We start from the raw sequence: 25,250 nt of genomic DNA on the forward strand, positions 1-25,250 counted from the left end.
TGCGATGGAATTAAACGGTGTACGTGTTTCACGTGAAACACAGGGACGGCTCCAGCATTTTGCCGAGCTCTTTCAGAAATGGGCAAAGACCATCAATCTGGTGGCACCGTCGACGATCGACGATCTGTGGCGCCGGCACATTGCCGATAGTGCCCAGATTTTTCAGCTCTATCCGAAGCCGGTGCATTGGGTGGACTTAGGCAGCGGCGGCGGTTTTCCCGGTGTGATCACGGCAATTCTGCTGGCGGAACAGGGGGCTGGACACGTCGATCTGGTGGAAAGCAATCAGAAGAAAGCGGCATTTCTTCGGGTTTGCCTGCGCGAATGCGAGGCTCGCGGTGCCGTGCATGCGGTGCGAATCGAGGAAGCGCCGAAGCTCATCACCGACTGCGATGTCGTCTCCGCGCGCGCGTTGGCGGAGCTGGATATGCTGCTGGACTATGCAGCACCGTGGGCGGAGCGCAACGAAAATATCCGTCTGCTGCTGCACAAAGGCCGGGATTATGAGCGCGAGATTCAGAAAGCCCGTGGTCGTTGGGAATTCGATCTGGTAAAACATGCGAGTGTTGTCGAGCGAGATTCCGTGATTTTGGAGCTGAATCGCCCTCGACGTCGAATTTAACCATATGGATATGTGGCAAATGATCGGCGAGCGAAACCGGATTATCACCATCGCAAACCAAAAGGGTGGAGTGGGCAAGACGACCACGGCCATTAATCTGGCGACCGCGCTGGCCGCCATTGGCGAGCGCGTGCTGATCGTCGATCTCGATCCGCAGGGCAATGCCAGCACCGGCCTGGGCATCGACCGTCGCGATCGCAAGCTCTCCTCCTATGACGTGCTTGTGGGTACCCATAGCATTGTCGAGACGGTTCAGGAGACGGCGGTCCCCAATCTTTATATCGTGCCGTCGACCATGGATCTGCTTGGCATCGAGATGGAGATCGCCCAGCAGCCGGATCGCGTCTTCCGCCTGCGCCGCGCCTTGAATGCCGCCGATGCGGCCGCTTTCTCCTATATTCTTGTCGATTGCCCGCCCTCCTTCAATCTGCTGACGATGAACGCGATGGCTGCGGCGCATTCGGTTCTGGTGCCACTGCAGTGCGAGTTCTTTGCGCTGGAAGGTCTCAGTCAGCTCCTGGAAACGGTCGATCAGGTGCGTCGTACCGTCAATCCCATGCTCGATATCCAGGGTATCGTGTTGACGATGTTCGATTCCCGCAACAATCTGGCGCAGCAGGTCGTCAATGATGTGCGGACGCATTTGGGCGAAAAAGTCTACCATACGTTGATTCCGCGCAACGTACGCGTGTCGGAAGCGCCGTCTTACGGCAAGCCGGCGATCCTGTACGATCTGAAATGCGCCGGCAGTCAGGCCTATCTGCAACTGGCCTCGGAAGTCATTCAGCGGGAGCGGCAGCGCAAGGCGGCAGCCTGATAGAGTTTTGTTCTGGAGTGGGTGAGTAGGATGAATGATGATCTTTCGAAGCGGCGTCTCGGTCGCGGTCTGGCGGCTCTGATCGGGGAGATGGATCAGCCGACCCCCGTCGAAACCGGAAGGCCGAGCGTCAATCCGGATCGTCTGGTGCCGATCGAATTCATCAGCCGTAATCCCCGGAACCCTCGCCGCTATTTCGATGAGACGGAATTGCACGATCTCGCCAGTTCGATCCGCCAGCACGGTATCGTGCAGCCGGTCGTGGTGCGGACTGCTTCCACGGATCGTTTTGAAATCATAGCCGGCGAAAGACGCTGGCGTGCGGCGCAGCTCGCCGGATTGATCGAGATCCCGGTTATCGTCCGCGATGTCGACGACAAGACGGCCCTGGAAATCGCCATCGTCGAAAACGTTCAGCGCGCCGACCTCAATCCGCTGGAAGAAGCGCTGGGCTATGAGCAGCTGATCGCCGAACACGGCTATACGCAGAACGATCTCGGCGAGATCATCGGCAAGAGTCGCAGCCATGTCGCCAATTCGCTGCGGCTTTTGAAGCTGCCCGATCCGGTCCGCGACATGCTTGCGGCGGGCAGCCTGTCCGCCGGTCACGCCCGCGCCCTGGTTTCCACCTCCGATCCCGCCACCCTTGCCCGGACCATCGTGTCCAAGGGCATGTCGGTGCGCGATGCCGAACGGCTGGCGCAGAACGATATCAAGGCGCAAAGCGATCCTCGGCCGGCGGCGCGCAAGGATGACAAGGATTCCGATACTCTCGCGCTGGAGCGCACGCTGTCGGACACGCTGGGGCTGGATGTCTCGATCAATCATCGCGGCAATGGCGGCCAGGTGAAGATCTCCTACAAGACCCTGGAGCAGCTCGAGGAAATCTGCCGGCTGCTGGAACGGCGCTAAAGCAAGTTTGGGAAAACTGCGGAATGGTTTTCCATCCAGAGTCCGTCTGAAGCGAGTTAAGGCGGTTTGCGTTTATGAGACGCCAACCGCCTTTTTATATTTATCCATTATTTTCAAATGCTTAGCGCTGTAAGTCAGCTCGGTTGTCCTGAAGGATAACCGCTTTCGTGAAACCTCAGCCTTTACGTGCCGACTGAAGCGTGGTTGCCAGCAATGTGTGCGTGGCAATCGTATCCTCAAGGCTGGCGCGTTGCCGACTCTGAAGGATGGCCGATTGCAGCCGGCTCATTTCACGGGCGATCGCCGGTGCCGTCCAGCTGCGCAGCGCCTGCTCGATGATCGGCTTACGGCGGAAATGCAGATGCCGGCCGAGCGTCTGCATCACCTGGGCCGGCTGCAGCCGCTTTTCATCCATCTCGGCACGCATCACGTCGAGAAGCTGGAATTGCCGCAGGCAGCCCTGCAGAACCAGAAACATCGGCGTTTTCGACGAGGCGATCTTCTGCATCGCGTGGAGAAAGGCCTGCGAATCGCCCTTCAATATGGCGTCGACGGCGTCATCGGCGGAAATCGCGCTGGCATCGCCGATAATATCGTTGACATGATCCTCCTCGATCGTCCCCTGCCCGCGGCAATAGAGCGCGAGCTTTCGCACCTCGTTGCGCGACGCGATCCGGTCGCCGCCCAGCAGCTCCAGCAGCACCTGTCGCGCCGCCGGCGTGATGCGCAGGTTTTCGCTCGTTAGCTCGGTGTCGATCAGGCTGTTCAGGGCACGGATATCGTCGGCATAGCAGGGGATGATGGCAACGGCCCGCGAAGCTTCGGCGATCTTGCGCAGGCCGGAACCCTTTTTGAGGTCGCCGGCCTCGATGACGACGAAACTCGCTTCCGGAGGACTGTCGGCGATGATCTGCAGCGAATCGACCAGCGCCTTTTCATTGGCGGCACCGCGGATCCAGACCAGTTTTTCGCCGCCGAACAGGCCGATGGCGTTGACCTCGTCCAGCAGGCGACCGGCATCGTTCTGCAGGTCGCCGACATCGAGCTTGATCAGCGAAAAGGGATCATTCAGGTCGACGCCGCTTTTGGCGGCGACCTGCCCCGCCCGTTCGGACACGAGACCGCGATCCGGGCCGTAGATGACGAAGAGGCGGTAATGGCGCGCGGCGTTTTGCAGGAATCCGTCGAATTCGTGGGACTTGATTTCCGACATCGCCGCGCGCTCTTATCAGCGGCTGAGCGCTGCGGCGATATCGGCACCCACAAGCTCGGCGACTTCGCGCGCAGCGCGGTCTTCCGAATCGCGAATGGCGCGTGCCTTGGCGAATTCCTGCGTCGGGAAGTCCACCAGCGAGGTCACTGACCGGCTGCCGGATTTCAGCACCTTGCCGTCGCTGACATTCTTCAGCGTGAAGGACGCCGTGACCGTGGTGCGGCCGGCACCCGACGTATCCGAGGACGGCAGATAGAGAACGCCGCCTGTACCGGAACTGACGCTGAGATCGACCGTATATTTCGGGTTCTTCGTTTCGCCAGCGCCTCGGCCGGCGATGAAGATCAACTGATTGCGAACCTGCTGGCCGACGCGAGAATTGGCGTCGGAGAAGGAAACATCGGCGAGCTTCTGCGTGACACCCGTGCTCTCGGCATAGAGCGGCCGAACCTGGCAGGAGGAGAGAAGGCCGGCAGCGGCAATCAGAGACGCCACGCCCGCAAGGCGAGCGAGTTTGAAAAGCTTATCAGACGACAATGTTCACGATCCTCTGTGGAACGACGATGATCTTCTTTGGCGCCTGACCATTCAATGCGCTTGCGACGGCATCCAGGGCGAGCACGGCTTGTTGCACGGCATTCTGATCCGCATCGCGCGCGATTGTCAATTCGGCGCGCTTCTTGCCATTGATCTGCACGGGATAGACGATCTCGTTCTCGACGACCAGCGCGTCGTCATAGGCAGGCCAGGCGCTGGTGGCGACGAGATGCGTATTGCCGAGAGCGGCCGAGCATTCTTCCGCCAGATGCGGCGTGATGGGCGCGACGAGGGCAATCAGGATCTCGACAGCTTCGCGAACGGCGGAACGATAAGCGGCATCCGCGCCGCCGGCGGCGACCTTGGCCAAGGGTGCGGCCAGCGCATTGACGAATTCGTAAATGCGCGCCACCGCCTTGTTGAAGGCGAGCTTGTCGTAATCGCCCTGAACCGCCTTCAGCGTGCGATGGGCAATCTGGGAGACCGCCAGCGCCTCGCCTTCCTTAGCCGGATTCGGCGAAACGGCTTTCAGCTCGTCCGCTGCTTCCGAGACCAGGCGCCACATGCGCTGTGTGAAGCGATGCGCGCCCTCGACGCCGGCCTCCGACCAGATGACGTCACGGTCCGGCGGCGAATCGGAGAGCACGAAGAAGCGGGCGGTATCGGCACCGTAGGAGGCGATGATATCGTCCGGGTCGACAACGTTCTTCTTCGACTTCGACATCTTCTCGATGGCGCCGATGGCGATATCCTCGCCGGTGGACAGCAGGGTCGCGCGGCGCTGGCCGTCGGTTTCCTCGATGCGGATATCGGCCGGCGATACCCATTCGCGGGTCAGACCATTGCCGCGGCTATAGGTTTCGTGGACGACCATGCCCTGCGTGAACAGGCCCTTGAAGGGTTCCCTGGCGTCGACATGGCCGGTCTCGCGCATGGCGCGGGTGAAGAAGCGCGAATAGAGCAGGTGCAGAATCGCATGCTCGATGCCGCCAATATATTGATCGACGGGCAGCCAATGATCGGCGGCGGCCTTGTCGGTCGGTTCATCAGCCCAGGGGGCGGTGAAGCGGGTGTAGTACCAGCTCGAATCGACGAAGGTGTCCATCGTGTCGGTTTCGCGACGGGCATCCTTGCCGCATTGCGGGCAGGCAACGTGCCGCCAGGTCGGATGGCGGTCGAGCGGATTGCCCGGCAGGTCGAAGGTGACGTCATCCGGCAGCTTGACCGGCAGGTCCTGCTTCGGCACCGGCAGCACGCCGCAATCTTCGCAATGGATGACCGGGATCGGGCAGCCCCAATAGCGCTGGCGCGAAATGCCCCAGTCGCGCAGGCGGAAATTCACCTTGCGCTCGGCCTGCGGCGCATTGCCGAGGTTTTCGGCGGACAGTTTTGTCGCCACCGTATCGAAGGCTTCTTCCGTGCTCATGCCGTCGAGGAAGCGCGAATTGATCATGACGCCGTCGCCATCATAGGCGACATCGCCAACGGTGAAGCTCGCCGCATCGCCGTCTTTCGGCATGACCACCGGCACAACCGGCAGATCATATTTGCGGGCGAAATCCAGGTCGCGCTGGTCACCCGACGGGCAGCCGAAGATGGCGCCGGTGCCGTAGTCCATCAGCACGAAGTTGGCGATATAGACGGGCAGCTCCCAGGACGGATCGAGCGGATGGCGGACGCGGATGCCGGTATCCATGCCCTTCTTCTCGGCGGTCTCCAGAGCGGCGAGCGAGGTGCCGGCGCGGCGGCACTCCTCACAGAAGGCATCGATAGCCGGATTCAAGGCCGCCGCTTCCTTGGCGAGTGGATGATCAGCCGAAATCGCCAGGAAGGAGGCGCCGAACAGCGTATCCGGGCGTGTCGTGTAAACGGTGATCTCGCGATCGGCATTCGGCGAGGTCTCGGGCACGATTTCCCAGCGGATCGTCAACCCCTCGGAACGGCCGATCCAGTTCTTCTGCATCAGCCGTACTTTTTCCGGCCAGTGATCGAGCGTGTCCAGGGCATCCAGCAGTTCCTGGCTGAACTCGGTGATCTTGAAGAACCATTGCGTCAGCTCGCGCTGTTCGACCAGCGCGCCGGAGCGCCAGCCGCGACCGTCGATGACCTGCTCGTTGGCGAGCACGGTGTTGTCGACCGGGTCCCAGTTGACCTTGGACTTCTTGCGGTAGACCAGCCCCTTCTGCATCATGTCGATGAAGAGCATCTGCTGGCGGTGATAGTAATCAACGTCGCAGGTGGCGAATTCGCGGCTCCAGTCCAGCGACAGGCCCATGGCCTTCAGCTGCGCCTTCATCGAGGCGATGTTCTGGTAGGTCCACTCCTTCGGATGTACCTTATTGTCGCGCGCGGCGTTTTCCGCCGGCATGCCGAAGGCGTCCCAGCCCATGGGGTGCAGGACGTTATAGCCGCGGGCGCGCTTGTAGCGGGCGACGACGTCGCCCATGGCATAGTTGCGCACATGGCCCATATGGATGCGGCCCGACGGATAGGGGAACATCTCTAGGACGTAATATTTCTCGCGCGGATCGGCGTTGTCGGTGAGGAAGACATTTTCCTCGTTCCATTTCTGCTGCCAGCGGGGCTCGGCATCGCGCGGATTATAACGTTCGGTAGCCATCTTTATCTTGTATTCCGAAAAATCATGGGGAGTTGGCCGTGACCTTCATCACGAAACCAACCAAGCGTCAAGTTTAGCAGGCTCGGCAAGTGCTTTATCTTGCAATGCAAAGCCGGATTCGGCGGCTTCCGCCCTTGGCAAAGGCGGCTTGCCTCTTTACTGCAAAGTCTTGAGAATAGGCATAGATATCGAGGCGAAATGATGGAACTTCAAGAGCGGCTGAACGAGGTCCGGTCTCACATCGCGAAGGCGGAACGCGAGGCCGGGAGGCCGGAAGGCGCCGTGCAGCTCGTTGCCGTTTCCAAGACCTTCGATGCCGAGGCGATCCGTCCGGCGATCTCGGCTGGCCAGCGGGTGTTCGGCGAAAACCGCGTGCAGGAAAGCCAGGGCAAATGGCCGGCGCTGAAGGCCGAGACGTCCGATATCGAATTGCATCTGATCGGGCCGCTGCAGTCGAACAAGGCGGCGGACGCCGTCGCGCTGTTCGACGTCATCGAAACCGTCGACCGGGAGAAGATCGCCCGTGCGCTCGCCGATGAAATGCAGCGGCAGGGCAAGGCCGTCAGGCTCTATGTACAGGTTAATACAGGTCTGGAGCCGCAAAAGGCCGGGATCGCGCCCGACGATACCGTCGCCTTCGTCGATCTCTGCCGGGGGGAACTCGGGCTTTCGATCGAAGGATTGATGTGCATTCCGCCGGCAGACGAGAATCCGGGGCCGCATTTCGCGCTGCTCGCCAAGCTTGCCAAACAGGCCGGCGTCGAAAAGCTTTCCATGGGCATGTCGAGCGATTATGAGGTCGCCGTGGCTTTTGGCGCGACGAGCGTCCGTGTCGGTTCGGCGATTTTCGGGGCGCGGTAAATCCGCTGTCAAAGCCCCCAGCGTAAGGATGCGGTGGCCACTATTGCTGTGCCGCTCGGCCTCGGGATCCTAGTCCAAAACCGATAAGGTTTCCGATTGTCACACCGACGAATAAAACTGCTGCCATCTGGGTCAGATGTTCCCAGGATGTGACGAAGGCGAAGGCGAAAAACGCGCAAACTATAAACAGGAATGGCGCAAAGGCCATCAGCATAGCCAATATAAGAGCTGACAATGTGACGATGATGCCAGTGACGATAGCTTCATCGATTTCGACAAATAGGCAAACAATGACACCAGCAATGACAAAGATAGCTGGCAGTATGACGTGTTCAAATATCGCGAATTTTCCGAAACGCCCTTCCAGGACTTTCAGCCTTGTCACTCGCGCGGCCATCGCGCAGGCCACCAGGCCGAGCACGCAATCATACGCATCCCATGTCAAGATTGACATTGCAGGTTCATCTCTCGCCTAACCTTAGGGAGAGTGTATAGCATGTCTTACGGCTCGCCGCATAAGGGCGCAGCACCATGCATCATAAGCGTTGCCATAATTGGATATGAAAAAGCCCCGGTCGGGAAACCGGGGCTCTAACAAAATGCAATCGATCAGCACTCAGTAATGATCGTCGTCCTCGTCGTCCGGGGTGCTTGATTTCAGCGACTTCAGCTTGGCGAAAACGGCGTCGGCGTCGATTTCCTTTTCCTTGTGGTCGTCGCGCTCATAGCTGAAGCCGAGCTTCTCGGTTTCCTGCGCCGGCTGTAGCGTCGCGCCGAGTTCGGCGGCGGTCGGCAGCGGACGGCCCTTGGCGGCCTTTTCGACTTCCATGTCGAGATCGATCTGGCTGCACAGGCCGAGCGTGACCGGGTCCATCGGGGCCAGGTTCGTCGAGTTCCAGTGCGTGCGATCGCGGATCTGCTCGATGGTCGACTTGGTGGTGCCGACGAGGCGAGAAATCTGCGCGTCCTTCAATTCCGGATGGTTGCGCACCAGCCAGAGAATGGCGTTCGGGCGGTCCTGACGCTTGGAGACCGGCGTGTAGCGCGGGCCGCGGCGCTTGGATTCCGGCACGCGGACCTTCGGCTCGGAAAGCTTCAGCTTGTGGTTCGGATTGGCTTCGGCGCGGGCGATCTCGTCGCGCGAGAGCTGGCCGGTGGCGATCGGGTCGAGGCCCTTGATGCCCTGGGCAGCTTCGCCATCGGCAATCGCCTTGACTTCGAGCGGATGCAGCTTGCAGAACTGCGCGATCTGGTCGAATGACAAGGCCGTATTGTCGACAAGCCAGATGGCGGTTGCCTTCGGCATGAGCAATTGTTGAGCCATGGATATAGTCCTTCTGTCAGTCCGCGCCGGTGTCGCGGTCCGGGGTGTAACACCACATTGTCCGGGAAATATGGCCCTATATAACCGCAGCGTCGCGGAATTGCAATTCTTTGCGGATGAAATGCGCTTTGTCCAATTGCTGTCGTGGTTTGACCTGCTATTGATAGCGCGGAATGGCCGCCCAATATTGCGAAATGGGTGCCGGAATTTGAGGAGGAAACCATGTCGGACAAGATTCATCCGGTGACGAAACCGGTCAAGGCGCGCGCGCTGATCGATGAGGCGAAATACCAGAAATGGTACAAGCGGAGCGTCGAGGATCCCGACAAGTTCTGGGGCAAGCACGGCAAGCGGATCGACTGGTTCAAGCCCTATACCAAGGTCAAGAACACATCCTTTACCGGCAAGGTCTCGATCAAGTGGTTCGAGGACGGCGTTACCAACGTTTCCTACAATTGCATCGACCGGCATTTGAAGAAGCACGGCGATCGCGTCGCTTTCATCTGGGAAGGCGACAATCCCTATCTCGACAAGAAGATCACCTATAACGAGCTTTACGAGCAGGTCTGCCGGCTGGCGAACGTCCTGAAGAAGCACGGCGTCAAGAAGGGCGATCGCGTCACCATCTATATGCCGATGATCCCGGAAGCGGCCTATGCGATGCTCGCCTGCGCCCGCATCGGCGCGGTGCATTCGGTCGTCTTCGGCGGCTTCTCGCCCGAGGCGCTGGGCGGCCGCATCGTCGATTGCCAGTCCACCTTCGTCATCACCTGCGACGAGGGCATCCGCGGCGGCAAGCCCATCCCGCTCAAGGACAATACCGACAAGGCGATCGAGATCGCCGCCAAGCAGAAAGTCACCGTCAAGACCGTCCTGGCCGTGCGCCGCACCGGCGGCAAGACCGGTTGGACGCCCGGCCGCGACCTCTGGTACCACGAGGAAACCGCCAAGGTGAAGGCGGATTGTCCGCCGGCGAAGATGAAGGCGGAAGACCCGCTGTTCATCCTCTATACGTCCGGCTCCACCGGCAAGCCGAAGGGCGTGCTGCATACCACGGGCGGCTATCTCGTCTATGCGGCGATGACGCACGAATATACGTTCGACTATCATCCCGGCGATATCTACTGGTGCACGGCCGATGTCGGCTGGGTGACGGGCCACTCCTATATCGTCTACGGGCCGCTGGCGAACGCCGCGACCTCGCTGATGTTCGAGGGCGTGCCGAACTATCCGGATCAAGGCCGATTCTGGGAGATCATCGACAAGCACAAGGTCAACATCTTCTACACCGCGCCGACGGCGATCCGTTCGCTGATGGGCGTCGGCGATCATTTCGTCAAGCGCTCCTCGCGCTCCAGCCTGCGCCTGCTCGGTACGGTCGGCGAGCCGATCAATCCGGAAGCCTGGGAATGGTATTACAAGGTGGTCGGCGACAGCCGCTGCCCGATCGTCGATACCTGGTGGCAGACGGAGACCGGCGGCCATATGATCACGCCGCTGCCGGGCGCGACGGATCTGAAACCCGGTTCGGCCACCCTGCCCTTCTTCGGCGTACAGCCACAGCTGGTCGATAATGAAGGCAATGTGCTGGAAGGTGCCGTCGACGGCAATCTCGTCATCGCCGACAGCTGGCCCGGCCAGATGCGCACGGTCTATGGCGATCACGAGCGCTTCATCCAGACCTATTTCTCCACCTACAAGGGCAAGTATTTCACCGGCGACGGCTGCCGCCGCGACGAGGACGGCTATTACTGGATCACCGGTCGCGTCGATGACGTGCTCAACGTTTCCGGCCACCGCCTCGGCACGGCGGAGGTCGAATCGGCGCTGGTGTCGCACACGCATGTCTCGGAGGCGGCGGTCGTCGGCTATCCGCATTCGATCAAGGGCCAGGGCATCTATTGCTATGTGACGCTGATGGCCGGTCAGGAGGGCTCGGACGCACTGCGCCAGGAGCTGGTGAAACACGTCCGCACCGAGATCGGCCCGATCGCCTCGCCCGACAAGATCCAGTTCGCCCCCGGCCTGCCGAAAACCCGCTCCGGCAAGATCATGCGCCGTATCCTGCGCAAGATCGCCGAAGACGATTTCGGCGCGCTCGGCGATACCTCGACGCTCGCCGATCCGGCTGTTGTCGACGATCTGATCGCCAATCGGCAGAACAAGGCGGATGCTGCTTGATTATTATTTAAAACGCCGCCTTGGAGAACTGAGGCGGCGTTTTTCAGCACTCATTAAATTCATTGATCAGATCATTTAGGGTTAAGTTCCGCACACATGTAGGTTTTAATGGCTAACTTTTGTTGCGCTCTTTAAAAAGAATCGAGCGAAACCAAGCGGTTGAATCGTTTTCATTTGTTAAGTGAATGATTCTATTGACTGAATCAAATAAGACTCTATTCTATTAATGCAACCCTTGCTTAGTGACAAAGGCCCCTGGGACTTTCAAGAGATAGCTAAGATCGCCGATATGGCGGGTTGCACCTACTCAGTAGTAGAGTTGTTTGCCGTTTTTCCAGAGTTCATACTCGTAAGAAATACGATTTTTAATAAGGTCATAAGACCTGTTATCTCCTCTTTCCCATTTTCTCTGAATTGCCCATGCGCAATAGTCGGCTAGCTGTAGGCACGGATCACAATTGGACGGTCGGAAATCGACAGCCCATTGTATGTTGTGGATAGTTTGCGACATCACGTCACTGAGAGCGGTTGTAAACGTCGCTCTTTCTTTCTTCGTACCGATTGATGCGGCGGTAATTAACACCCGCGTATTCTTGTCGACGTGTTTCGTAACGCCATGTTTGAATTGATAAAACCAGGGATATTTATAGAATCTGGACTTGTCCTGACGAATATGCGGCTGAGCTTTTGCTTTTTCACAAATAGTAGCCTGAACTTGGAAATCGTATTTTAGAATTTCCTGGAAAACTCGATCTCTGACAGCTTGAGAGTCAACGGTAGCGTGAAAAAAATCTCCAATATCGAATTTATCCCAAAGTAATTGATGGCGGAGTTCTTGTAGCGCGTGTCCAACGCCAAGATCCTTTGTTGTAACGGTGCAAATTATAAAATATTTGCTCACGTTTTGGTTTCTATTAAAAGTAAAGCATCCCGCTTCGTCGGCAAATATATAGCTATTACCCATAGGTTTTTGGCTTAATTTTTGACGAATATTATCCGTTTCTGATGAGAGTTTTGGAGGTGTATAGTTGTTTCGAGCGCGAAATATTATATCAGAGATAGAATCTTCCACTGCAATCTCCTACCCGACGAATCGCGCCCTCCCAAAACGCTGATTAAATATAAGCTTGATTGGAAGTGAAGACGACTCTTATTTGCAATCTATGATTCCATCAAAACGACGATCCGCTTTGATTGGATAAAATTGAACTTTAATTTTACCTTAAAAATCGATCGCTCGGCCGTTGATTTCCCAATCGCCGAAGCGGGCTGGGTCGGCGCCGCCGCGGCCGCCGATTTCGGGGGCAAGTTGGGCTTGCGCCTGTGCTTGGCGCCGCTCCTCGGCTTCGGCAAGGGCGCGCTTAGCTGCTGGCGAGAGCGGCTTGCGTGCAATGTCGTCGGTCTCGGTGTCGATTTTATTGTCGTTATCTGCAGTCTGCATGGTCTCGCGCGACCTCCGAAATATTGAAATGCAGGGAGGAATAGCCAAATCATAGTGCGTCCGGCCGCAAAGAAAAAGGTTTGGACGACAGATGTGTTGGAGAGTTTAGATGAATCTCATGCGTACCGCCATGCTTCTGGCCTTCATGACCGCGCTGTTCATGGGCGTCGGCTACCTGATCGGCGGTCAGTCCGGCATGATGATCGCGCTCGTCGCGGCCGCCGGCATGAATTTCTTTTCCTACTGGAATTCCGACCGCATGGTATTGTCGACCTATGGCGCGCAGGAGGTGGATGAGCGCAGCGCCCCGGAGTTCTACGGCATCGTGCGCGATCTCGCCCGCAATGCCGGCCTGCCGATGCCGAAGGTCTATCTCTACGACAATCCGCAGCCGAATGCCTTCGCCACCGGCCGCAATCCGCAGAATGCCGCCGTCGCCGCCTCGACCGGCCTTCTGCATGCGCTGACGCCGCAGGAAGTGGCGGGTGTCATGGCGCACGAACTCGCGCATGTCCAAAATCGCGACACGCTGACCATGACGATCACGGCGACGCTTGCCGGCGCCATCTCCATGCTCGGCAATTTCGCCTTTTTCTTCGGTGGCCGCCGCGACAACAACAATCCGCTCGGCGCTGTCGGCGTGCTGGTGGCGATGATCGTCGCTCCGCTTGCCGCCATGCTGGTGCAGATGGCGATCAGCCGTACCCGCGAATATTCGGCCGACCGCCGCGGCGCGGAAATCTGCGGCAATCCGCTCTGGCTCGCCTCGGCGCTCGGCAAGATCGCGCGGGGCGCGGCGCATATTCCGAACGAGGAAGCCGAAGGGCATCCGGCGACGGCGCATATGTTCATCATCAATCCTTTGTCCGGCGCGCGCATGGACAATCTGTTCTCGACCCATCCGAACACGGAGAACCGCATTGCCGCGCTGCAGGAGATGGCGCGCCATGGCGGCAGCGCAGGCCCTTCCGGCGGCGTTTCGTCCGGCTTTGGCTCGACGGGACCGGCCATGACTGCTAATCCGGTGCGCAAATCGCGCTCCGTGCCGAATACGGGTCGCGGTGGTTCGCAACCGCCGAAGGGTCCCTGGTCTTGAGTTCTGATAATAAAAACAAACGTTTCAACAAAGACGGAAAGCAGGCAGGCAACCGCTCGGCCCAAGGCAGACCGCGTGATTCGGTTCCATCCAAGCCTGGGTTTGCCGCGCGCGCGGCCGCGACGAAGATCCTTTCGGCTGTCATCGACCGCAAGACGCCGCTCGACGGCATGCTGGATGCCGAGGGCGGCAATCCCGCCTACAAGGCGCTCGGCGACAGCGACCGGGCGCTGGTGCGCGCCATCCTGAATTCCGCCCTGCGGCACCTGCCGCGCATCGAGGCGGCGATTTCCTCGCTGCTGGACTCGCCATTGCCGGAAGGCGCGCGCGCCCTGCATCATGTGCTGGTGGTGGGTGCTGCGCAGATGCTCTATCTCGACGTGCCGGATCATTCGGCTGTCGACATCGCCGTGGAACAGGCCAATCAGGACCCGCGCAACCGCCGCTTCGCCAAGCTGGTCAACGCCATTCTCCGGCGCATCGGGCGGGAGAAGGCGGAGATATTGAGCCGGGTTGCCGATGTGCCGGCCATGCCCGCCTGGTTCCTGTCGCGCCTGGAGGCTGCCTATGGCAAGGACGCGGCGCTCAGGATCTCCGAGACGCAGCTGGAACCGGCGGCGATCGACGTCACGGTCAAGTCCGATGCCGATGGCTGGGCCAAGCGCCTGAATGGCGTCGTGCTGCCCACCGGCGGCGTGCGGCTCGCCGCCTTCGAAGGTTCGATCCCGTCGCTGGACGGATTTGCCGACGGGCAATGGTGGGTGCAGGATGCCGCCGCCAGCATTCCCGCCAAGCTGTTCGGTTCGCTTGCCGGCAAAAGGGTCGTGGACCTCTGCGCCGCGCCCGGCGGCAAGACGGCGCAGCTCATCCTTGCCGGCGGCAAGGTGACGGCGCTCGACCAGTCCGCCAACCGCCTGAAGCGGCTCGCCGCCAATCTGGCGCGGCTTGGGCTGGAGGCGGAAGCGGTCGTGGCCGACATGGCGAAGTTCCAGCCGGACGAGCTCTTCGACGCCGCCCTTCTCGACGCCCCCTGCTCGTCCACGGGCACGACGCGGCGCCATCCGGATGTGCTCTGGACCAAGGGACCAGAGGATATCGCCAAGCTTGCCGGCCTGCAGGAGCGTCTGCTGCGCCATGCCTTGACGCTGGTCAAGCCCGGCGGGATCGTCGTCTTTTCCAATTGCTCGCTCGATCCCGAAGAGGGCGAGGATCTGGTCGCACGTATCCTCTCCGGGACGGATATCGCCGAGCGCGTGGCGATCAGGCCGCAGGATTGGCCAGGTCTCGAAGCGGCGATCTCTCCTCTCGGTGCCTTCCGCACCACGCCCGACATGCTGCCGCTCTCTGGCTTTGCCTCGGGGCTTGATGGCTTCTATGCCGTGGTGCTTCGCCGCACGCGATAGTGGTATGTTCGAGCGGTTACGCCTGATTGATCAAAAATCGGGCAGAGTGTCCCTATTTGAGATATTCCTAACCTCTTCTTAACCACGGATGTTGAGAGTAGGCGCGAGCAAAGATGTATTTTTGCGGCAGGGTTTGGTGAGTTTACACATGCGGGAAGCATGGCGGCGGATGTCTCGCCGCGCGGCGTTGGCGCGATTGCGCCTCACCCGCCACACGATGCGTGTGCCGGAACGGTTGATCGTGGCACCGACGGACCTGCGCAGCGTCGATCCCTTTTTCGTCGAAGAGCTTCTGAACGGGCGCATCCTGCTGGCGGGCCGTGTGCTCGAAACCGATGGCGTATCGCCCTTTTCCCTCGAACTGCCGTCGCATGCCTTTGCCGCCAAACTGCACAATTTCCGCTGGCTGCGGCATTTGCGGGCGGAAAAGAGCGATCAGGCCTCCGCGCTGGCCCGTTCCATCGTCAGCGACTGGATGGCCGTGCATGGCCGGAAGCTGCAGGGCATCGCCTGGGCGCCCGACACAGCCGCGCAGCGGCTGATCGCCTGGCTGTCGCATTCGCCGGTGCTGCTGCAGGGCACCGATAGCGGTTTCTATCGCCGTTTCATGCGCATGCTGGTTCTGCATGTGCGCTATCTTCGCCGGGTTGCGGCGACGACGCGGGATGGCGCCACCCGCTTCCGGGTGCGCATCGCGCTTGCCATGTCCTCGGTCTCCATGCCGAACAGGGCCTCGACGCTGAAGCGCGCCGGTCAGGCGCTCAACCGCGAAATCGACCGGCAGATCCTGCCCGATGGCGGGCATATCTCGCGCAATCCGCGCGTGGCGCTGGAACTGCTGCTCGACCTGCTGCCGTTGCGCCAGACCTATGTCAATCTCGGTCATGACGTGCCGTCGCGGCTCATCCCCGGCATCGACCGCATGTATCCGGCGCTGCGCTTCTTCCGTCATCAGGATGGCGACCTGGCGCTGTTCAACGGCGCGACCTCGACGCTGGCCAACGAACTGATGTCGGTGCTGCGCTACGACGAGACGGCGGGCCAGACCTTCAAGGCGCTGCCGCATGCCAAATATCATCGGCTGGCGGCCGGCCAGGCCGTCGTCATCGTCGATACCGGCTGTCCCGTCTCGGCCGATCTCAGCCGCACCGCGCATGCCGGCTGCCTGTCCTTCGAAATGTCCTCCGGCAAGACCCGCTTCATCGTCAATTCCGGTGCGCCGGAATTTGCCGGCGATCGCTATGTGCAGGCCGCCCGCATGACGGCGGCGCATTCGACCGTGACGCTCAACGACACCTCTTCCTGCCATTTTTCCAAGTCGAAGACGCTTGGCCCGGTGATGGTCCGGGGCGTGAAGAAGGTCATTGTCGAGCGTGCCGAGACCGAGGACGGCCGCGATTATGTCCGGGCGGCGCATGACGGCTATCTCGCGCCCTTCGGTTATGTGCACGAGCGCGAGCTGAGCCTGAACGCCGCCGGCACCATTCTCGCCGGCCGTGACCGCTTCTTCGTGCCCGAGGGCAAGAAGCATCAGCCGAGGGCCGAATGCCTGGCCTCGGCCCGTTTCCATGTCCATCCCGGCATCAGCCTGTTGCAGACCGAGACGGACAGCGCCCTGCTGATCGCGCCGGATGGCGAAACCTGGGTGTTTTCCTCGCCGGGCAACGAAGTGCTGGTAGCCGAGGACATATTTTTCGCCGATGCCTCCGGCATGCGCTCCTCCGACCAGCTCGAGATCGTCTTCCCGATCTCCGAAAAGCCGGAAATCCGTTGGTTTTTGTCCCATCGGCCATAGGCTAACAGCGTCAGCTATGCTAACGGGGCGGCATATCGTCCCGTGCCCATCCGCCGGACATCTCATCTCCTCATGCCAGAGCGGTTCCCGCTCTGTTTTTGTTATCCCGCAATTCCAACGGAAAACCGTTGCGCACTTTTCCTGGAATTGCTTTAGACCGGAGAAAGCCCATGGCCGTCGTTTCCAAGAAAATCCCCGCTCCCGACAAGGTGAAGGTGAAAACCGCGCTTCTGTCGGTCTTCGACAAGACCGGCATCGTCGAGCTGGCCCGCGCGCTCAGCGAACAGGGCGTGCGGCTGCTGTCGACCGGCGGCACGCACAAGGCGATCGCCGCGGCCGGCCTGGCCGTCACCGACGTTTCGGACGTCACGGGCTTCCCGGAAATCATGGACGGCCGCGTCAAGACGCTGCATCCGAAGGTGCACGGCGGCTTGCTCGCCATCCGCGACGATGCCGAGCATCAGGCCGCGATGGCGGAGCACGGTATCGAGGGGATCGATCTCGCCGTCATCAACCTCTATCCTTTCGAGGACGTTCGCAAGGCCGGCGGCGACTATCCGACGACGGTTGAGAACATCGATATCGGCGGCCCGGCGATGATCCGCGCCTCGGCGAAGAACCACGCCTATGTGACCACCCTGACCGATCCGGCCGATTATGCCGAGCTGCTGGCGCAGCTTTCGGCCGATGCCGGCCAGACGACCTACGATTTCCGCAAGCGCATGGCCGCCAAGGCTTTTGCCCGCACCGCGGCCTATGACGCGATGATCTCCAACTGGTTTGCCGACGTGCTCGATATCGCCACGCCGCGTCACCGCGTCATCGGCGGCGCGCTGCGCGAGGAAATGCGCTACGGCGAAAATCCGCACCAGAAGGCGGCTTTCTACGTCACCGGCGAGAACCGCCCCGGCGTTTCCACGGCGACGCTCCTGCAGGGCAAGCAACTTTCCTACAATAATATCAACGATACCGACGCGGCCTATGAACTCGTTGCCGAGTTTCTGCCGGAAAAGGGTCCGGCCTGCGCGATCATCAAGCACGCCAACCCCTGCGGCGTCGCCACCGGCCCGAGCCTGGTGGAAGCCTATAAGCGGGCGCTCGCCTGCGATTCCACCTCGGCCTTTGGCGGCATCATCGCGCTGAACAGCCTGCTCGATGCCGAAACGGCAGAGGAGATCGTCAAGCTCTTCACCGAAGTCATCATCGCGCCGGCGGTCAGCGAGGAAGCCAAGGCAATCATCGCCCGCAAACCGAACCTGCGCCTGCTGTCGGTCGGCGCCCTGCCCGATCCGCGCGTGCCTGGCCTCACCGCCAAGACCGTCTCCGGCGGCCTGCTCGTCCAGAACCGCGACAATGCCTTGGTCGAGGACATGGAGTTGAAGGTCGTCACCAAGCGCGCGCCGACGGCGCAGGAGCTGGAAGACATGAAGTTCGCCTTCCGTGTCGCCAAGCATGTGAAATCGAATGCCGTCGTCTACGCCAAGGACGGCCAGACGGCCGGCATCGGCGCGGGCCAGATGAGCCGCGTCGACTCCGCCCGCATCGCGGCGATCAAGGCGGAAGAGGCGGCCAAGGCCATGGGGCTCGCCGAGCCGCTGACGCGCGGCTCCGCCGTCGCCTCCGAAGCCTTCCTGCCCTTTGCCGACGGCCTGCTCTCGGCAATCGCAGCCGGCGCCACGGCCGTTATCCAGCCCGGCGGCTCGATGCGTGACCAGGAGGTCATCGACGCTGCCAACGAGCACAATGTCGCGATGGTGTTCACTGGCGTGCGTCACTTCCGCCATTGATGGTTCTACCCTTGCCCCAGCGGGGAGAGGGTTGCGCGGAACGCGCGGGTGCGGGGGCGTTACCGTGGAAGGGTCGTCGGCAGTGGCCATGGTCGGCTCCGAATATGCCGCGGGCCCCCCTCATCCGACCCTTCGGGCCACCTTCTCCCCGCTGGGGAGAAGGAAATGAGCATATCCTCTTTTCGAAATAAGGATATCCCTATCTCTCCCTGTCCGCCGGATAGGGCGTCGGCAGCAGAAGCAGCAGGCCGCCGGCCAGGAAAATGACCAGCGTCGCCATGCCGAGGCGGGCGGAGCCGCTCCAATAGGTCACCAGCGAGAAGAACAGCGTTGCCATGAAGCTGGTGGCGCGGCCGGAGAGCGCGTAGATGCCGAAATAGCGGCCGGCTTCCGACAGGCTGACGCTGCGGGCGAGATAGGAACGCGAGGAAGCCTGCACCGGGCCGAAGGCGATGCCGATCAAGAGGCCGTAGCCGATATAGGCCTTTTCCGCCGCCGTCCCGAACAGGCCGCCGGAATCGACGGTCGAAAGCGGCACGAGGCCGAAAAGCGTGAAGCCCGGCCCGGTGGAGACGATGCCGAAGGTGGCGACGAGCAGTAAGGTGAGGCTGATGACGACGGTTATCTTCGAACCTAGCCAGCGGTCGACATAGCCGGCGATGAAGCAGCCGAAAATGGCGACGACGTTGAGGATGATGCCGTAGATGCCGATCTCGATGGTCGCCCAGCCGAACATGCCGGCCGCGAAGGTGCCGCCGAGGATCAACAAGCCATTGACGCCGTCCTGGTAGATCATGCGGGCGATCAGGAAGAGGCTGATGCCGCGGCGCCGCTTCAACTCGCCGAGCGTCGTTCTCAATTCGTGCAGGCCGGAGCGGACGGCTGAGCGGAGCGGCAGGCCGCGTGCGGCATCCGGCGTGAACAGGAACATCGGCAGGATGAAGAGGAAATACCAGACGGCGGCGATCGGGCCGGTGATGCGTGCGTCCTCGCCGAGCGTGGCATCGAGGCCGAACAGCGGCGTCAGGCCGAGGATGGTCTTACCGGTCTCGGGATTGCCGGCCAAAAGCGTCACGACGGCGATGAGCACGATCATGCCGCCGAGATAGCCCAGCCCCCAGGCGGTATTCGACAGCCGGCCGACATCGTCCTTGCCGACGAGCCTCGGCATCATCGAATCGTTGAAGACGATCGAGAATTCCGCCGAGATCGAGGCCAGGATCATGAAGATCACCGGATAGATCACCGGCGAGCCGGGAGCCGCTTCCCAAAGGCAGAAAAGACTGGCGATCTTGATGACGGCAAAAAAGGCGATCCACGGTTTGCGCGCCCCGGACTGGTCGGCGATCGAGCCGAGCACCGGCGACAGCACGGCAATGATCACCGAGGAGATCGTCGCCATGTTGCTCCAAGTCGTCTGCGCCGAAACCGGATCCGCCGTCAGCCGCGCCACGAAATAGGGGCCGAAGATGAAGGTGGTGACGACGGTGAAGAAGGGCTGGGCCGCCCAGTCGAAGAACATCCAGCCCCAGATGCCCCGTGCCGGCACTTTCGCCGGCACATCATCGCTCGTTTCCGTCGCCACCAAATTCCTGCCCTTGCTTCGCCGGTCGGCTATTGAGTCGGGCGGGACTGTCTCACCTTGCCCGGTCGTGCGCAAGGTCGGTCAGCAGACCGGCGGCGACGGTGATGCGGGCGAGGTTCGGATCGCCGCTTTCGCTGAGGCCGGCCAGCTCCTCGGCGATGCGGTTGATGCGGATGCGATCCTCCGCATGCCATGCCTGTACCGGCTGCTTGTCCTTCGGATGGTTCGACAGCGCCGAGATGACGATGTCGCGGCGGGCGCCGGCAATCTGGTCGAGGCTGCGCGCCAGGGCGAGGCTCTCATAGTGGTCGCTGGTGACGATGCGGCTGCCGGCCAGCAGCAGCCTGCCGACGCGGAAGGTTTGCGACACGGTGAAATAGCTTTCGGCGGCGCGGTTCAGCGTATCGCCGGTGCGCTCGGCGATCTGCATGATTTCCGGCACCAGCACGAGGGCATAGATCGTCGCGATTTCCGCCGCCAGCTTTTCCGGCAGGCCGGCGGCCTCGTAATCGGCCTGGCGTGTTGCGATTTCCGCCGCGAAATCCGCCGGGATATGGCTGAGGAAGACAGGCCGCAGTTTTTTCCAGGCCGCTTGAAGCCGGCTAATGGTTTCACCGATATCGCCCTTGGCGGCGCTCGTCTTCAATAGCAGGCGGGTGAGCGCCGTATAGACTTCGGTGATCTCGCCATAGACGCGGTTCTGCGTCTGGCCGCCGACCTTGCCATCAAGCGCATCGGTTTCGTTCCAGAGCCGATCGAGATCGAAGCCGTCGCGGGCGAGCACGGCGGCCTTGACCACTTCGGCGGCCGACGCCGCCGTCGCATCCATCATGCTGACGGCGAAACCCGGCCCGCCGCGATTGATCGCCTCGTTCGCCAGCACCGTCGCGATGATCTCGCGGCGCAGGCGGTGGCCGGCGATATCGCCGGCATTGGAGCGCTGCATCTTCGCCGGGAAATAGCGGCTGAGGGTTGCGGCGAAATAGGGATCGTCGAGCAGGTCGCTGGCGGCGAGCGCATCGAAGAGGACGATCTTGGCATAGGAGAGAAGGACGCCGATTTCGGCGCGGGTCAGCGGCCGTCCGTTGGCGTAACGCTCGGCAAAGGTCTGGTCGTCGGGCAGGGTCTCGACCTTGCGGTTGAGTTGCTTGGCCGCTTCCAGCACGCTCATGAAGCGGCTGAGCTCCAGGCCGTTGCCGGTGCCCTTGCGCTCGGTAAGCGAGATCGCCAGGGACTGCAGATAGTTGTTGCGCAACACCAGCGCGGCCACCTCGTCGGTCATCGATGCCAGCAGCGTGTCGCGTTTTGCCCGCGTCAGGCGGCCGTCGAACATGGCCGAGGCAAGGGCGATCTTGATGTTGACCTCGACGTCGGAGGTGTTGACGCCGGCGGAGTTGTCGATGGCGTCGGAGTTGCAACGCCCGCCTTTCAGGCCGTAGGCGATGCGGCCCTTCTGGGTGACGCCGAGATTGGCGCCCTCGCCGATCACCCTGGCGCGGACCTCTTCGGCCGTAATGCGGATCGGGTCATTGGCGCGGTCGCCGACTTCCGAATCGGTTTCGGCCGGCGCCTTGACATAGGTGCCGATGCCGCCGAACCAGAGCAGGTCCACGGGGGCTTTCAGGATCGCCGTCATGATTTCGAAGGGGGTGGCAACTGTCTTGTCGATGCCGATCGCGGCTGCCGCTTCCGGTGTCAGCGTCACCGATTTCGCCGAACGCGAGATGATCATCGCGCCCTTCGACAGGACGGACTTGTTGAAATCCTGCCAGCTCGAACGCGGCAGGTCGAAGAGGCGCTGCCGTTCTGCCAGCGTCTTTGCCATGTCCGGATCGGGGTCGATGATGATGTCGCGATGGTCGAAGGCGGCGATCAGGCGGATCTTCGGCGACAGCAGCATGCCGTTGCCGAAGACGTCGCCGGACATGTCGCCGACGCCGACGACGGAAAACGGCGTCGTCTGGATGTCGATGTCCATTTCGCGGAAGTGCCGCTTGACGGTTTCCCAGGCGCCGCGGGCGGTGATGCCCATCTTCTTATGGTCGTAGCCGGCCGAGCCGCCCGAAGCGAAGGCGTCGTCCAGCCAGAAGCCGGCTTCCTGCGCCAGCGCATTGGCGGTGTCGGAGAAGGTGGCGGTTCCCTTGTCGGCGGCAACGACGAAATAGGGGTCGTCGCCATCCAGCCGCACCGTATCCGGCGGTGCAATGATATCGGCGCCAGAGATGTTGTCGGTGATCGACAGCAGCGTACGGATATAGGTCTTGTAGGCCTCGCGGCCGGCATTGAAGACCTCGTCGCGGCTGCCGCCAACTGGCAGCTTCTTCGGATAGAAGCCGCCCTTGGCGCCAACAGGTACGATGACGGCGTTCTTCACCTGCTGCGCCTTGACGAGGCCGAGCACTTCGGTGCGGTAATCCTCGGCGCGGTCCGACCAGCGCAGACCGCCGCGTGCCACCTTCCCAAAGCGCAGGTGCACGCCTTCCACCTCGACGCCATAGACGAAGATTTCACGGAAAGGACGCGGCTCGGGCAGGCCGTCCAGCAGCTTCGGATCGAGCTTGAAGGCCAGCATCGCCTTCGGCGTGCCGTCGGGGTTCTTCTGGAAATAGTTGGTGCGCAGTGTCGCGTCGATGGCGTTGACGTAGCGGCGCAGGATGCGGTCGTCGTCGAGGCTCGGAACATCGGCAAGCCCGGATTCGATGGCTGCGTGCAGTTCGCCGAGCTTCTTCGTGCGGTTCTTGTCGTTGAGCCTGGGGTCGAGCGTGTCGTGGAACAGGCGGAAGAGCGAGGCGGCGATGCGCGGATATTTGTCCAGCGTGGCGGCGATATAGTCCTGCGAATAGGCGATGCCGGCCTGGCGGAGATAGCGGGCATAGGCGCGCAGGACATTGGTCTCGCGGGCAGAGAGATCGGCGGAGACGATCAGCCGGTTGAAGGCGTCATTGTCGATCGTGCCGCCGAAGGCAGCGAGGAAGGCTTCCTCCAGCGCCGCGCCATGGCGGGCGAGATCGATTGTCGCGCCGCTGCGGGCTTCCAGTTCCATGTCATGGAGCACCACATGGCCGGTCGTGTCGTCCTTGGCCGTGACATAGATGTCGAAGGTGCGCTCGCTGATGACGTTGAAGCCGAGGTTTTCGAGCAGCGGCACGCGGCGCGACAGCGCCAGATTGCCCCGGCCGTGGAAGATCTTCAGCGAGAGGATATCGTTGCCCTCGTCCTTGCGGACGTAGAAGGCGATGCGGATCGGCTCGTCGCCGGCGGTTGCCGTGATATCCGGCAGATCGGCGACGGCATCCTCGGGCGTGAAGGCTTCCTGGAAGGCCTGGCTCACGGAGATGCGCGGCGCCTTCGGCCCGGCGAGCATGACGAAGCGCTCGTCCCAGCGGGCGGTGATGGCGCGGATCGCCTCCTCGAGCTTGGCCTGCGAAATATGCGGCGTCTTGCCGCCGCTGCGGCCGATGATGAAATGCACGCGCGCCACGCCGCCCTCCGGGAAAGCCGGATAATAGGCGGAGACGCGACCGTCATAGACGGTCTTCAGATAGTTGCCGATCTTCTCGCGGACGACGGAATCATATTCTTCGCGCGGCACATAGACGATGACGGAAACGAAGCGGTCGAAATGATCGATGCGCGGCAGGGCGCGGACATGCGGCCGGTCGGTCAGGTCGTTGATCTGCTCGGCAAAGCTCGCGAGCAGCGTCGTGTCGATCTGGAAGAGATCGTCGCGCGGGTAGGATTCCAGCGTGTTTTCCAGCATGCGGCCGGAATGGCTGGTGGGGTCGAAGCCGAAATGATCCTTGACCTTCTGCACCTTCGAGCGCAGCAGCGGCACTTCGGTGGCGGCATTGGTATAGGCGGTCGAGGTGAAGAGGCCGACGATGCGCAATTCGCCGGTGACGTTGCCCTCGGCATCGAAGCGCTTGACGCCGACATAATCCATATAGGCGCGGCGATGGACGACCGATTTGACGTTGGCCTTGGTGACGATCAGGAAATCGGGGCCGTCGAGAAAGGCGAGGATTTCCGGCGTGGTGGTGACGGCGTCCTTGCCCTGGCGTAGCACGAGCACATCCGGATTGGAGAGGATGCCGAGGCCGGTGCCGCGGTCGCGCTCCACCTTGGCGTTGGCGCCCTTGCCGGAATAGACGTATTCGCGCATGCCGAGGAAGGTGAAATTGCCGTCGCGCAGCCAGGCGAGGAAGGCCAGCGCCTCGTCGCGGTCCGCCCTGCGGCGACCGTTCGCCTCATAGACGGAAAGCTCGGAGATGACGGTGTCGAGCCGCGCCAGCATCGGCTTCCAGTCGGCCACGGTCAAATGCGTCTGGTCGAGGACCGTCTGTATCCGCTTGATCAGATCCGCCGCCAGAGCCGTGGTCAGCGGCGTCAAATGCAGCTGGATATGGCTGACGCGATGGGCGGGATCGCTTGGGCGGTCGGCTGAATAGAGGCTCGGCTGCTTGCCGTCTTCGACGACCAGGATCGGGTGGACCGCCATGAAGAGGTCGCGGTAGCTGCTCGTCACCTCGCCCATGATCGATTCGTAGAGGAAGGGCATGTTGTGGTCGGTGATCGACAGGATCGATACGGCTACGCCATCGGGATCGATATTGGCAACCTGCTCGATGGTGACGCGGGGGGATGCGCCGCTCCAGGCCGCCAGTTCGCGTGCCGCATGCACGGCCGCCAGGGCGAGCATTTCCGGGCTATAACGCTCCATGTCGTCATTGCTCGCCCGGCCGAACAGGATTTCCGGATCAAGATGCGGCTCCCCGGTCGCCGCGGCGATCTTGCGTGCCGCCTCGATCTGTTTTTCCCGTTTGGGATTGGTCCTAGACGACATGAAATTCCTCCGGTTTTCAAGATTTTTGGCACATTATCAGAAGATTTATCGAAAAAACTGGCAAAATGAATGCGGTTTTGATCGCTTTTTGACCAAAAGCGCTTCAATTTTTGAAGAATCTTGCCGAATTGCGTGATCTCGGCTGAAAGCGCGTAAGGGGAGACTGTACCGTCGATGACCGTGTTTCAACAGAGGTTTTCATGACTCTGTGAA

Annotated in this window: 18 protein-coding genes; 9 read left to right on the top strand and 9 right to left on the bottom strand. The window is 61.3% G+C overall.

Annotation, left to right across the window (positions count from 1 at the left end; genetic code table 11):
* Positions 1-4: 4 nt before the first annotated feature.
* The 3 genes from rsmG to FHX11_RS22190 are packed head-to-tail and all read left to right on the top strand — an operon-like array spanning position 5 to position 2,351.
* The gene (rsmG, locus tag FHX11_RS22180) at positions 5-622 is read left to right on the top strand and encodes a 16S rRNA (guanine(527)-N(7))-methyltransferase RsmG (RefSeq protein ID WP_184360904.1); all 618 of its coding nucleotides are present in this window, start codon (positions 5-7) and stop codon (positions 620-622) included.
* A 19-nt stretch (positions 623-641) separates the two neighbouring features.
* Positions 642-1,439: a ParA family protein gene (locus tag FHX11_RS22185; RefSeq protein ID WP_184360907.1), complete on the top strand. Its 798-nt coding sequence runs from the start codon at positions 642-644 to the stop codon at positions 1,437-1,439.
* A gap of 30 nt (positions 1,440-1,469) precedes the next feature.
* Complete coding sequence (locus tag FHX11_RS22190; RefSeq protein WP_184360910.1) at positions 1,470-2,351, top strand: ParB/RepB/Spo0J family partition protein; 882 nt, start codon at positions 1,470-1,472, stop codon at positions 2,349-2,351.
* Positions 2,352-2,526: 175 nt separating this feature from the next.
* Here the strand turns inward: FHX11_RS22190 and holA are convergent, their stop codons facing one another.
* Genes holA through leuS form a run of 3 tightly spaced genes read right to left on the bottom strand, consistent with a single transcriptional unit; the run spans position 2,527 to position 6,721 of the window.
* On the bottom strand, positions 2,527-3,564 hold the full coding sequence (gene holA, locus FHX11_RS22195; RefSeq protein WP_184360913.1) for a DNA polymerase III subunit delta: 1,038 nt from the start codon (positions 3,562-3,564) through the stop codon (positions 2,527-2,529).
* 15 nt (positions 3,565-3,579) lie between these two features.
* Positions 3,580-4,101 carry an LPS assembly lipoprotein LptE gene (lptE, locus tag FHX11_RS22200; protein ID WP_184360916.1) on the bottom strand — a complete coding sequence of 174 codons (522 nt, stop codon included), beginning with the start codon at positions 4,099-4,101 and terminating at the stop codon, positions 3,580-3,582.
* Positions 4,091-6,721, bottom strand: coding sequence for a leucine--tRNA ligase (leuS, locus tag FHX11_RS22205; protein ID WP_184360919.1), 2,631 nt, complete (start codon positions 6,719-6,721; stop codon positions 4,091-4,093). Before leuS ends, lptE begins: the two co-directional genes overlap by 11 nt.
* A gap of 201 nt (positions 6,722-6,922) precedes the next feature.
* On the opposite strand from leuS, the gene FHX11_RS22210 reads away from it, so the two are divergent.
* On the top strand, positions 6,923-7,582 hold the full coding sequence (locus tag FHX11_RS22210) for a YggS family pyridoxal phosphate-dependent enzyme (protein ID WP_184361567.1): 660 nt from the start codon (positions 6,923-6,925) through the stop codon (positions 7,580-7,582).
* 40 nt (positions 7,583-7,622) lie between these two features.
* Here FHX11_RS22210 and FHX11_RS22215 read toward each other — a convergent pair whose 3' ends face one another.
* Entirely contained in the window at positions 7,623-8,036 is a 414-nt protein-coding gene (locus FHX11_RS22215; protein WP_184360922.1) for a hypothetical protein, read from the bottom strand.
* A gap of 162 nt (positions 8,037-8,198) precedes the next feature.
* Complete coding sequence (locus tag FHX11_RS22220) at positions 8,199-8,906, bottom strand: DUF1013 domain-containing protein (RefSeq protein ID WP_184360925.1); 708 nt, start codon at positions 8,904-8,906, stop codon at positions 8,199-8,201.
* Between the two features lie 222 nt (positions 8,907-9,128).
* On the opposite strand from FHX11_RS22220, the gene acs reads away from it, so the two are divergent.
* Positions 9,129-11,087: an acetate--CoA ligase gene (acs, locus tag FHX11_RS22225; RefSeq protein WP_184360928.1), complete on the top strand. Its 1,959-nt coding sequence runs from the start codon at positions 9,129-9,131 to the stop codon at positions 11,085-11,087.
* Between the two features lie 307 nt (positions 11,088-11,394).
* Here the strand turns inward: acs and FHX11_RS22230 are convergent, their stop codons facing one another.
* Both FHX11_RS22230 and FHX11_RS22235 read right to left on the bottom strand, forming a co-directional pair.
* Positions 11,395-12,159: a DUF3800 domain-containing protein gene (locus tag FHX11_RS22230; RefSeq protein WP_184360931.1), complete on the bottom strand. Its 765-nt coding sequence runs from the start codon at positions 12,157-12,159 to the stop codon at positions 11,395-11,397.
* A 150-nt stretch (positions 12,160-12,309) separates the two neighbouring features.
* On the bottom strand, positions 12,310-12,528 hold the full coding sequence (locus FHX11_RS22235) for a DUF1674 domain-containing protein (protein WP_184360933.1): 219 nt from the start codon (positions 12,526-12,528) through the stop codon (positions 12,310-12,312).
* A 109-nt stretch (positions 12,529-12,637) separates the two neighbouring features.
* Here FHX11_RS22235 and htpX point away from each other — a divergent pair, with 109 nt between their 5' ends.
* From htpX to purH, 4 genes are all read left to right on the top strand, one after another.
* A complete protein-coding gene (htpX, locus tag FHX11_RS22240) occupies positions 12,638-13,624 on the top strand; it encodes a zinc metalloprotease HtpX (protein WP_184360936.1) in 987 nt (328 codons plus the stop codon).
* A complete protein-coding gene (locus FHX11_RS22245; RefSeq protein ID WP_184360939.1) occupies positions 13,621-15,027 on the top strand; it encodes an RsmB/NOP family class I SAM-dependent RNA methyltransferase in 1,407 nt (468 codons plus the stop codon). The genes htpX and FHX11_RS22245 overlap by 4 nt, the downstream gene beginning before the upstream one ends.
* Before the next feature lie 169 nt (positions 15,028-15,196).
* Positions 15,197-16,822: a heparinase II/III family protein gene (locus FHX11_RS22250; protein WP_246781111.1), complete on the top strand. Its 1,626-nt coding sequence runs from the start codon at positions 15,197-15,199 to the stop codon at positions 16,820-16,822.
* 170 nt (positions 16,823-16,992) lie between these two features.
* On the top strand, positions 16,993-18,609 hold the full coding sequence (purH, locus tag FHX11_RS22255; RefSeq protein WP_184360944.1) for a bifunctional phosphoribosylaminoimidazolecarboxamide formyltransferase/IMP cyclohydrolase: 1,617 nt from the start codon (positions 16,993-16,995) through the stop codon (positions 18,607-18,609).
* 199 nt (positions 18,610-18,808) lie between these two features.
* Here the strand turns inward: purH and FHX11_RS22260 are convergent, their stop codons facing one another.
* Together FHX11_RS22260 and FHX11_RS22265 are read right to left on the bottom strand one after the other, a co-directional pair.
* Complete coding sequence (locus FHX11_RS22260; RefSeq protein ID WP_184360947.1) at positions 18,809-20,197, bottom strand: MFS transporter; 1,389 nt, start codon at positions 20,195-20,197, stop codon at positions 18,809-18,811.
* Positions 20,198-20,246: 49 nt separating this feature from the next.
* The gene (locus FHX11_RS22265; RefSeq protein WP_184360950.1) at positions 20,247-25,037 is read right to left on the bottom strand and encodes an NAD-glutamate dehydrogenase; all 4,791 of its coding nucleotides are present in this window, start codon (positions 25,035-25,037) and stop codon (positions 20,247-20,249) included.
* Positions 25,038-25,250: the final 213 nt, after the last annotated feature.

This window comes from Rhizobium sp. BK602, from assembly GCF_014195095.1.
Lineage (GTDB): Bacteria > Pseudomonadota > Alphaproteobacteria > Rhizobiales > Rhizobiaceae > Rhizobium.

Excerpts from the sequence above, each read along its gene's own strand:
- rsmG (WP_184360904.1), top strand. The coding sequence starts at position 5 with ATGGAATTAAACGGTGTACGTGTTTCACGTGAAACACAGGGACGGCTC.
- FHX11_RS22185 (WP_184360907.1), top strand. The coding sequence starts at position 642 with ATGATCGGCGAGCGAAACCGGATTATCACCATCGCAAACCAAAAGGGT.
- FHX11_RS22190 (WP_184360910.1), top strand. The coding sequence starts at position 1,470 with ATGAATGATGATCTTTCGAAGCGGCGTCTCGGTCGCGGTCTGGCGGCT.
- holA (WP_184360913.1), bottom strand. The coding sequence starts at position 3,564 with ATGTCGGAAATCAAGTCCCACGAATTCGACGGATTCCTGCAAAACGCC.
- leuS (WP_184360919.1), bottom strand. The coding sequence starts at position 6,721 with ATGGCTACCGAACGTTATAATCCGCGCGATGCCGAGCCCCGCTGGCAG.
- FHX11_RS22210 (WP_184361567.1), top strand. The coding sequence starts at position 6,923 with ATGGAACTTCAAGAGCGGCTGAACGAGGTCCGGTCTCACATCGCGAAG.
- FHX11_RS22215 (WP_184360922.1), bottom strand. The coding sequence starts at position 8,036 with ATGTCAATCTTGACATGGGATGCGTATGATTGCGTGCTCGGCCTGGTG.
- FHX11_RS22220 (WP_184360925.1), bottom strand. The coding sequence starts at position 8,906 with ATGGCTCAACAATTGCTCATGCCGAAGGCAACCGCCATCTGGCTTGTC.
- acs (WP_184360928.1), top strand. The coding sequence starts at position 9,129 with ATGTCGGACAAGATTCATCCGGTGACGAAACCGGTCAAGGCGCGCGCG.
- FHX11_RS22235 (WP_184360933.1), bottom strand. The coding sequence starts at position 12,528 with ATGCAGACTGCAGATAACGACAATAAAATCGACACCGAGACCGACGAC.
- htpX (WP_184360936.1), top strand. The coding sequence starts at position 12,638 with ATGAATCTCATGCGTACCGCCATGCTTCTGGCCTTCATGACCGCGCTG.
- FHX11_RS22250 (WP_246781111.1), top strand. The coding sequence starts at position 15,197 with ATGTCTCGCCGCGCGGCGTTGGCGCGATTGCGCCTCACCCGCCACACG.
- purH (WP_184360944.1), top strand. The coding sequence starts at position 16,993 with ATGGCCGTCGTTTCCAAGAAAATCCCCGCTCCCGACAAGGTGAAGGTG.
- FHX11_RS22265 (WP_184360950.1), bottom strand. The coding sequence starts at position 25,037 with ATGTCGTCTAGGACCAATCCCAAACGGGAAAAACAGATCGAGGCGGCA.